Source organism: Streptomyces mayteni (assembly GCF_054783955.1).
In genome coordinates this window covers 1-8,922 of record NZ_BAAGPR010000186.1, presented here as the reverse complement: position 1 = coordinate 8,922, position 8,922 = coordinate 1, and the positions used below count along the sequence as shown (strand labels likewise).

At 67.4% G+C, this 8,922-nt stretch carries 6 protein-coding genes and 1 pseudogene; 1 reads left to right on the top strand and 6 read right to left on the bottom strand.

Translation table 11 applies throughout. From position 1 onward, the window contains the following. On the top strand, nucleotides 1-479 hold a 479-nt coding region (locus ACYVPE_RS38195), incomplete at its 5' end, for an IS5 family transposase (protein WP_461038439.1). An 816-nt stretch (nucleotides 480-1,295) separates the two neighbouring features. Here the strand turns inward: ACYVPE_RS38195 and ACYVPE_RS38190 are convergent. From ACYVPE_RS38190 to ACYVPE_RS38165, 6 genes and pseudogenes are all read right to left on the bottom strand, one after another. Beyond that, nucleotides 1,296-1,802: a hypothetical protein gene (locus tag ACYVPE_RS38190; RefSeq protein ID WP_461038438.1), complete on the bottom strand. Its 507-nt coding sequence runs from the start codon at nucleotides 1,800-1,802 to the stop codon at nucleotides 1,296-1,298. Continuing rightward, nucleotides 1,753-2,394 carry a PD-(D/E)XK nuclease family protein gene (locus ACYVPE_RS38185; protein WP_461038437.1) on the bottom strand — a complete coding sequence of 214 codons (642 nt, stop codon included), beginning with the start codon at nucleotides 2,392-2,394 and terminating at the stop codon, nucleotides 1,753-1,755. The genes ACYVPE_RS38190 and ACYVPE_RS38185 overlap by 50 nt, the downstream gene beginning before the upstream one ends. A 118-nt stretch (nucleotides 2,395-2,512) precedes the next feature. Beyond that, nucleotides 2,513-2,746 carry a hypothetical protein gene (locus ACYVPE_RS38180; protein WP_461038436.1) on the bottom strand — a complete coding sequence of 78 codons (234 nt, stop codon included), beginning with the start codon at nucleotides 2,744-2,746 and terminating at the stop codon, nucleotides 2,513-2,515. Between the two features lie 185 nt (nucleotides 2,747-2,931). Further along, complete coding sequence (locus tag ACYVPE_RS38175; protein ID WP_461038435.1) at nucleotides 2,932-3,582, bottom strand: hypothetical protein; 651 nt, start codon at nucleotides 3,580-3,582, stop codon at nucleotides 2,932-2,934. A gap of 237 nt (nucleotides 3,583-3,819) precedes the next feature. Continuing rightward, the gene (locus ACYVPE_RS38170; protein ID WP_461038434.1) at nucleotides 3,820-7,074 is read right to left on the bottom strand and encodes a type I restriction-modification system subunit M; all 3,255 of its coding nucleotides are present in this window, start codon (nucleotides 7,072-7,074) and stop codon (nucleotides 3,820-3,822) included. 287 nt (nucleotides 7,075-7,361) lie between these two features. Further along, nucleotides 7,362-8,922 (bottom strand): annotated as a pseudogene (locus tag ACYVPE_RS38165) (ISAzo13 family transposase); the annotation flags it as partial.

Sequence of the window (8,922 nt, the reverse complement as noted above, 5' to 3'; positions counted from 1 at the left end):
CGGGCGTTAAAGGGGGAGCCAAGACCGGACGAAGTCCCGTTGACCGGGGCAGGGCGGGCAGCAAGCATCACCTGATCACCGACGCCACCGGCATCCCGCTCGCCATCACCTTGACCGGAGGCAACCGCAACGACATCACCCAGCTGATCCCGCTCCTCCAGGCCGTGCCACCGGTGCGGGGCAAGCGTGGTCGGCCCCGGCGCCGCCCGGACGTGGTGCCGGCCGACCGCGGCTACGACCACGACAAGTACCGCCGCCTGGTCTGGGACCTCGGTGTGAAGCCGCTGATCGCCCGGCGCGGCGCCGTGCACGGCTCCGACCTGGGCACCCAACGCTGGGTCGTGGAGCGCGCGTTCGCCCATCAGCACTGGTTCCGCCGCCTGCGGATCCGCTGGGAGATCCGCGACGACATCCACGAAGCCTTCCTCACTCTGGCATGCGCGCTCATCTGCTGGCGACGGCTGAAGTCATTCCGATAGGAGTTCTTAGTGGTCACGCTTGATTGCTTCTGGCTCGTACGCTCAACGGGTTGTCCACCAGGCTGCCCCGACTCCCGTGGCTGTGGTGACAGTTGTGACGAGCCACGTGGGTATCCGTCGTATGACCAAGTGCAGTCCGTCGCAGCGGAGTTCGAACTGCGGCGGCGTGCTGGTCATACTCCTCACCGGCGTGATGCATTCAGTGGAGCGCGAAGGGATGGCGGACAGTGGATCGATTTCTCCGGGACGTTGCGAGCTTCCTGTCATGCGCGTAGCAAAACATCCTTCTGACACGGCGCGTTGATCTTGGTGGATAACTCGGGGGTTGTGGATAACCCGTACTGAACGCCTTACGCTTGCCGCGCGGGGCCCAGTGCGACGGCCATGACGACACCTCGTTCTTCGGTCCTGACGACCGGCTGTCGGGGTGTGCATGTGAAACGTCGGCTTCAGCGGCGACAACGGCGAACCTTGGCCGTCAAGCGTTCGGCGTTCTCGCGGCAGCTTTCGACGCCACCCCGCCCGCCTGACCTGCTCATCGACCGGTACCGCGTCAATGGCGGACGCCACCAAGCCGCCACAGCCAGCACCTCCGAGGTGCCCGACGACGACCTCAGGGTTGACCTGTACGAGGTGGCAGACGACGACGCCGTGAGCCACCGGGCCTTGTAGGGCACGGAGGCTCGGGACGGCACACGGAGCGCACGAGGAAACCGAGTTCGGCAGACATGCGGTAGACCGAGACGATGTTTCCCGGGCCTCGTGCTTGTGGTCTGCTGACCGGCGAGAGTCCGCCACTGCAGGTGAGCTGCTCCGTCAGCCGCTGGCTTCGCTGAGAGCCACAGCCTGGTCGATCAGGGTGTGATTACGCTCCCACAGCGCCGTGATTTGCGCGGCTGCTCTATCTGAGTACGCCGTAACGAGATCGTCTTTCTCGCCCGGGGGAGTCAAGTCGAGCTCTTCCCAACGCGGCCACTGATCCCAGAACGGCCGATCTTGCGGGTCGCAGGCGGCTGAGAGGTACTCGTTAACCCTTGGATCCTCGGCACGGATGCCCAGGAAAGGACGCAGATCTCCACCGAAGTCGAAAGGGTCAGGCTCGGCGCTGGTCCCATAGCCAACGCCGGCCCGAGGGCTGCCGTCGGCAGTACACCATCCTGGCTTGACCAGGAGCACCGCCAACTCGGGGTACATACCGAAGTCTCCGCGTATCTTCTTGTGTCCAACTGCCTGGTAGGGAAACGGGCCGACAACCTTCACGGGCTCGCTCAGGTCAAGTCGGTTCAGCACCGCCGCTACAGCCGTTGGCAGTTGCTTGAGCACGTCGCGTTGCGGCCTTGGCACTGGGCAAGTGCTCGCCGTAGGTGAGCCGGATCCGCGCCGCAGCCTGGTCTGTTGGGGCCATGCCGGTCACCCTTTCCAGGGTGTCCGGAAGATCCCCTGCCGTTTCCCTGCCACAGCGCGTATGGGGGGTGAGCGGGGCAGGGGCCTGTTCAAGAGCGCTCCGGAACAGGCCGGCGAAGGTGCGCAGACTCATCGGTGTAAAGCGTTCGTCCGCCGGGTCGTCACCGTGGAGCGTGAGGAACACCAGCAGGAGTTCCGGCTGCTGAGTGTGGTCGTCGGCAAGGCGTTTCGTCTGCTCACGGCCTTCGTCCGCGTGCACCTTCAGCTCGACTACGAGCTTGAACGCTGAGGTGGAGATGGCGATGTCCGCGCGTGAGCCCGGTTTGACGACCTCAAGGTCCACCTGGACCCGAGCGAGTCCGTCGGCTTCGACGAGGTGCGCCTTGCCCAGCACCTCCAGCATTCCGGTGAGGACGGCGGTTCCGAGGTCGTGCCGCTGGCGGGGGTCGAGCAGCCAGCCGATCAAGAGCTGGTGAGATCTCTCTTTCCTGCTGGTTTGCAGGAGGTCCATCACAGTCGAGGGACCAGGCATCCAAGAACGAGCCCTACGCTGCCTTTCCAGGTCTGCCCAGACGGCGGACCACCACTGCTCGTTCAGCCGTTCGTCTCCATTGCGAGTGGCTCCTTGCTCAGCCGCGGTTGCTGTGATTGGGCAGCTCGCCCCGGAAGTCGCAGCCGGGGCAGTCGTCCTCGCCCTGGACATGGCCCTCATACCAGCCGTGGACGGCTGCGTGGAGGACCGTCTCCTCCACCGAGGCTTCGCCGCTGCGGACCGACGCGATGGCGTTGCCGACAATCAGCCGGCGCACAGCGCTGTCGGGCGAGGGGAACGGCGGGGACGGCATCGGTGAGTCGGTCGTCATGGCCGCAGCCTATGGGGCGGCACCGAATGCCGGTCAGCAGGATGCGGTGTCGGCGTGACGGGCGGTGCCGTGCAGGTCGCTGCGGAACCCTCGGCCGACCGGCTGCCAGCCCTCAAGGGGTGCCGGGCCTCCAGCGCGGGCAGTCGGGCACGCTGGTGTCGCCGCGATCCAGCGGAGTGCCGGCTCTACTGGGATTCCTCGGAACCGTCCTGGCTCGCTCCAGCGAGCTTGCCGCCGACGAATACCACGCCCAGCCCGAGGGCGGCTGCACCGGCGGCTGCCACCATTTTCATCCCCGCCCCCAGGAACTGCTTGTTCTCGCTGTCCTTCTCGGATACCTGCCGCACGTTTTGGTTGAGGCGGTTGTGGAGAGCCTCCCGCTGTGCCCAGCTGAGGTCTTCGCGACCGAGGTCGGCCTGCAGGGCGTCCCGCTGGTCCTGCGAAGCCTTGTAGAAGTGGTTCTGACTGTTCTCGTTGGCTGCGAGAGTGGACTTGTGCGCCTCTGTAACTGCATCGATGTCGGCCTTGCCCAGGTCCTTGAAGGCAGGGAACTGCTCGATGAGCTTGAGCCGCACCTCGGTGGCCATCTCGGGCATCGCTGCCGCGAACTTGAGCACCTTGTCCTTGGACAGGTTCCGCCAGTTCGGGATACCCAACTTCCGCTTGACTGCTGATTCGTTCACGTCGCCCATTCCTGACTCCGTTCGTCGCCCCGTGAGGCATCCCGGATAGTAGCGGTGCCCGCCGACAAGCCCCTCTTCCTCGTCCTCGGCCTGCTCGCCATAACTCTGTGAGCCGGGTTTGGGAGTCAGGTACACCCACTGCGCGTCAGTCAACGGCACGACCGGACCAACGATCGCATGGTCGGGACGGCACGACCGCAGGAATCAGCCCATCTCTGAAGGCCGGTCAAGGCGGAGCACTTGGGCCGGCCCCGGGTCGAACTCGCAGATCTCCATCCCGGCGAAGGCATGATCCCGGTCCGAGGTGTACTCAGCGGCTCGGCGTACTCCCGGTCGATCCGGTCCCGCACCCGGCGCAGCCGCGCCAGGTCACTCAGGCTCGCCCCGCCGCTACTCGGGCGGGCCGTACGTGATCTCCAGCGAATGCTCCTCCAGGCTGCGGAGCGTCAGCTGGTCGTCCCGGGCCTCATTGAGCAGGAAGAGCTCCCGCGTCCGACACTCCTCGCACAGGCTGACGACGGCGAACGGCCAGAGGTCGACCGGAGCCCCGTACGGGGCACTGTCCACGTAGATGCGGTCGGGCCGAAGCGGCTGGGTGCTCGACCGCTCGAACGGCTCCCAGCTCGGATGGCTGCCCCTCAGCCGGAGCCCGACTATCCGGTACGAGCCCTCGTCGAGATACTCGCACCGCTCCACCCAGTCCCAGTGCGTCCCGGAGAGCCAGCTGACCGCACTGATCGCCCGCACGATGTGCGGTTCCAGCCGCTCGACGTCTTCAGCCAGTTGGTGGCTGGCGCGGACGCCGTGCGCGTGGTGCGAGGTGTTCCTGAAGTCCTTGATGTGGCCCAGGAGGGCACGTGCGTTTCCCCGGACGCGCACGGTGGCGAGCTGTTGGATGCGGGGCTCGATTCCCTCGGCCTCCAGCCGGTCGAGGATCCAGAGCCAGGTGCCGAAGGTGGCGCCGGTCCGGAACTGCTTGCGCAGGTTCCGGGAGAAGCCGTTTGACGCAGCGAGCTCGGTGAGCGCCAGTACACCTAGCACCCGGGTCAGGCCCTCGCCCAGCTTGAGCAGTCCGTCCTTCCGCTCCGCCGGGTGCGTGCTGACCCGGTACCGACGGGACAGCGCGGCGGCGTGGTACGGAAAGCTCCACTCGGCGCGCGAGATGGGGTCGTCCAGCGGGCGCACGAGTTCGCCGATCAGGCCGGCCTCGTGGGCGGCGGCCCTGATCTCGTTCCGAACCCCCTGGACGTCCCGTTCGCCGCTGGCGAAGACGTTGGGCAGGATTCCCGACATCGTGGTCCGCAGTGCGCGCCGCCCCTCCTGCACGGTCTCCAGGAGGCTTTCCACCTCGCTGTCGGTCACCAGGTCGACGGGAACGTGCGTGTCCAGCAGATCGCGAGCGCTGGGGTACTGACCGTTGTCCTTACGGGAGTTCAACCACTCGCAGAGCGCCTGGCCGCTGCCGCGGAGCGGCTGCAGCACGAAGAGCGAGGTCGCCGCCTCGCCGAAGCCCTGCGGCAGCAGGCGCCAATTCCCCGGCCGTCCGACGAGCATGCCGCCCGAGCACAGGGTCAGCGCCACCCCATCCTCCGGCGCGTCGGGGAGCTCAACGGCCGAGTCCGCCTCGTGGAGGTCTTGGGCGCGCAGGTGCTTGGGCCGGTCGGCGCCGTCCTCCTGCTCCTCGCCGCGCTGAGGCGGGTGGACCCGCGAGGTCTCCAACCTGGCCAAGTTGCGCAGCAGTTCGAACTCGCCGTCGAGTTCCGGCCGGTAGAAAAGCGCCGATGGGATCTCGCAACCCACCCGCGTCCTGCTGTCGTCGATCCAGGCGTCCGGAGCGGTCGGGTGCACTTCGCGTCGGAGGTGGTCGCTTGGATCCACCTGCAGCGGCAGGTGGACGAACTCGCGCAGCTCGGGATCCGGCTCGTACGCCTCGCCAATCCGCTGCGGCTCTCCGTCGCCATCGCGTACGCCGACGGCCTTGCGGACCGCCGCCTCGAAGACCTTCCCGCGCGGCCAGCTCACGCCGGCCGAGGCGACCGCCCGGCGCAGGGTCGTGACGGCCTCCTGGCCCCTCGTCCACGTCGAGCCGACCAGAGGACGCAGGGCGGCTACCAGGGCGGCGGGTTCATGGGTCTTCTGGATCACGCGCGATTCGGCGAGCCGCGTCAGGGCCTCCTCGGACAGCTCGTACCGGAGCCGCAGCGGTTGATCGATCGTGACGCGCTGGTACATCAGTTCGTGGGTGAAGACGACGCGGACCCGGTCGTCCGGCTGCTGGGCGGAGTCGGCGGACAAGGTGTCCAGGTAGAGCCCGGTGATCTCGGCGATCTGGTCCGACGTGATGTATTTGCGCTTAGAGCCGATGGAGCGACGCATCCGTTGCCACTGGTCCTGAGCGTTCAGCAGCAGCACCTGGCCCCTGCGCTGTGCCGGCTTGCGGTTGCTGAGGATCCACAGGTAGGTGCTGATGCCGGTGTTGTGGAAGAGGTGGTCGGGCAGCGCGACCACGGCCTCGAGCCAGTCGTTCTCCACGATCCACCGCCGGATGTCCGATTCGCCGGACCCCGCGCCCCCGACGTACATCGGGGAGCCGTTGAAGATGACCGCGATTCGGCTGCCGCCCTCGCCCGAGGCGCTCACCGGCTTCATCTTCGCCAGCATGTGCTGCAGGAAGAGCAGTGAGCCGTCGTTGATCCGGGGAAGACCGGCCCCGAAGCGGCCCGCGAATCCGAGCTGCTCGTGCTCCGACCGGACCGCGTACTCACTCCTCTTCCAGTCGACGCCGAAGGGCGGATTGGCGAGGAGGTAGTCGAAGGCAGTTCCCTGGTGCCCGTCCTCGGCGAAGACGTTTCCGAAGGCAATCGTCGAGGCCCGGCGGCCACTAGTCATCATGGTGGCACGGGAGATCGCCCATGACTCCCGGTTGATCTCCTGGCCGTACAGCGTGACGTCCGTCTCAGGGTTCATCGACGCGATGTACGAGGCAGCCTCGGTCAGCAGGCCAGCCGTCCCGCAGGCCGGATCCAGGATGGTGCGGACGGCATGCGGCGACGTCAGGAGGTCCGAGTCGGCGGAGACGAGGAAGCTGGCCATTAGGTGGGCGACGTCCCGGGGGGTGTAGTGCTCCCCGCTCGCCTCGTTGCCGCTCTCCGCGAACCGCCGGACGAGCTCCTCGAAGAGGCTCGCCATGTGGTAGTCGGTGATCATCTGCCCCAGGTCGATCGAGACGAACTGCGCGACGACGTGGTAAAGGAGTCGGGCCTGGTGCAGGCGGGTGACGGTCCGCTCGAACTCGAAGCCGTCCAGCACTTCCCTGACGTTCCGTGAGTACCCGTCGACTTGGCCCAGGAGCACCCGGTCGGCGTTCTCCGGATCGCTGAGCACGCTCTCCATGGAGAACCGGCTGAAGTTGTAGAAGGGCCAACCCGAGGCGGCCGTCAGGCGCTGCTCCCGCTCCTGCCCGCCGTTGGTGCGCTCGGCCTCATCGAGCACCGCCTGCCGGCTCGGGGCGAGCAGGCAGTCCAGTCGGCGCAGCACCGTGAACGGCAGGATCACCCGCCCGTACTCGGAAGGCTTGAAGTCGCCGCGCAGCAGGTCGGCCACCGACCAGACGAGCTTGGACAGATGCCCGGCGCCGTCACTCATGCTGTCCCCCGCAGACCGGTGCCTTCCACGGGACTGATCATCCCATGGCGGGCGGCCGGGCCGGGCCCACGAGGAGTACGGGACGCCGACATGCCGGTGGCGGTACCCGAGGACCTGGAGGCCGCCACGGTCCCCCCGTCGTCAACCCTCGGTCAGCCGACCGGACGTCAGCCGTCGTTCTCTCTCCGCGAAGCCGCTCCACCTGCCCAAACTTCATTCCTGCAACGTGCTCCGCACCAGACATGAATGCCAGACCTAACGAAGCACTACTAAGGGCTTGCAGATCATCAACACGTCGTTTTGATCTTGCTGTTGTGGCCTTTGCTTAGGTCGAGGACCCGGGCCTGAAGGATTGCGAGGGCGGCGGGTGGGGTGGTCGCCGGTGGAACGCTGATGCCGTGTGTCTCGAGCAGTTTCCTGATCTTCAGCAGGGTGCGGTGCATGGCGGTGCGGCTGCTGCCGAACAGCACGGCGAGGGGTTCCGCGGCCAGGTTGACTCGCAGGTGTAGCACGGTGGCCAGGACTTGGTCGGGGAAGGCGAGCCGGGGCGGGCGGCCGCGCTGGATATCCCCGTGTGGGGCAAGAGCCTGGGTCAGGTCGTCCAGGTGGTGTGGGGACAGTCCGGTCAGTGCGGGGTCGGACAGCAGGGCCTGGTCTCACTCCGGCGTCCGCGCCTGCGGCGCTCGGGCCGCGGGGATGGCCGGGGCCGGCTGGGGATGCAGGACATAGTTCCAGTCGCCGTGGAAGGCATGGCGAGTCAGTGGCAGGGCCGCCATCTCCGCGTCATCGACGGCGACTCCGGTCGGGTAGCTGTTGGTGTCCAGACGGGCCGTGACACGCAGTCCCGTGCGGGTGGAGGTCGCGGCGATGGACTCGACGATGACTTCGTGGCTGGTCAACGGGCGGCCGCGCCAGTTCATGGTGATGTGTGAGAACAGCCGGTGCTCGATCTTGTTCCACTTCGACGTGCCGGGAGGCAGATGGCAGACCGTGATGGTCAGGCCCGTCTCCGCGGCGAGGCCAGCGAGTTCGAGCTTCCAGGCTCGTGTGCGGTATCCGTTGGCCCCGCCGGCGTCGGCGGTGATCAGCAGCCGTGTCGCCCGCGGGTAGGCGGCCTGGCCCTGGCCGTGCCACCAGCGGCGGATCGATTCCACCGCGAAGGCCGCGGTGTCGTGATCGGTGCCGACGTTGACCCATCCGACATTCGCCGCCAGGTCGTAGACCCCGTACGGGATGGCCTTGCCCAGCTTGGGGTCGGCGAAGTCGTGGACGTGCACAGGCACCGGCTCACCCGCGGGCCGCCACGAACGACCGCCGTTCTTGAACTCTCCGACAAGCTCCTTCTTCTTGGTGTCCACGCTGATCACCGGCTGACCGGCATCCCGGTGCTCGCGGGCCTGCTCGTTGAGATGGTGGAACTGCGCATCTCGGTCGGCGTGTTGGCCGCCCTCCAGGGTCTTGGCGTTGGCCTGCAAGCTGAAGCCCTCCTCCCGCAGCAGACCGGCGACGGTATCGGCACTGACCTTGTGACCTGCCCCGGTCAGTTCCCGAGCGAGGGCGCGGGTCGACTTCACCGTCCACCGCAGCGGCGACATTGGATCACCCCGCTCGTCCGGTTCGACCAGTGCCAGTAGCGCGGGCCGCAGCCTCGGATCGAGGTCCACGACCCGTTTGCGGCCACCGCCCGGCCGTCGCACCCGCCTCAACGGGGCCTCGCCGGCCTCCAGCTCGAACACACCCTTGCGGACTGTCGTCTCGCTCACCCCGGCCGCCCACGCGACGGCCCGGATACCGCCATGCCCCAGCAGCCGGGCCTCCGCTCCCATCAGCAGCCGCCGCTGCCGCTCC

Coding starts and splice junctions, on each gene's coding strand:
- ACYVPE_RS38185 (WP_461038437.1), bottom strand. CDS start 2,394: ATGGACCTCCTGCAAACCAGCAGGAAAGAGAGATCTCACCAGCTCTTG.
- ACYVPE_RS38180 (WP_461038436.1), bottom strand. CDS start 2,746: ATGACGACCGACTCACCGATGCCGTCCCCGCCGTTCCCCTCGCCCGAC.
- ACYVPE_RS38170 (WP_461038434.1), bottom strand. CDS start 7,074: ATGAGTGACGGCGCCGGGCATCTGTCCAAGCTCGTCTGGTCGGTGGCC.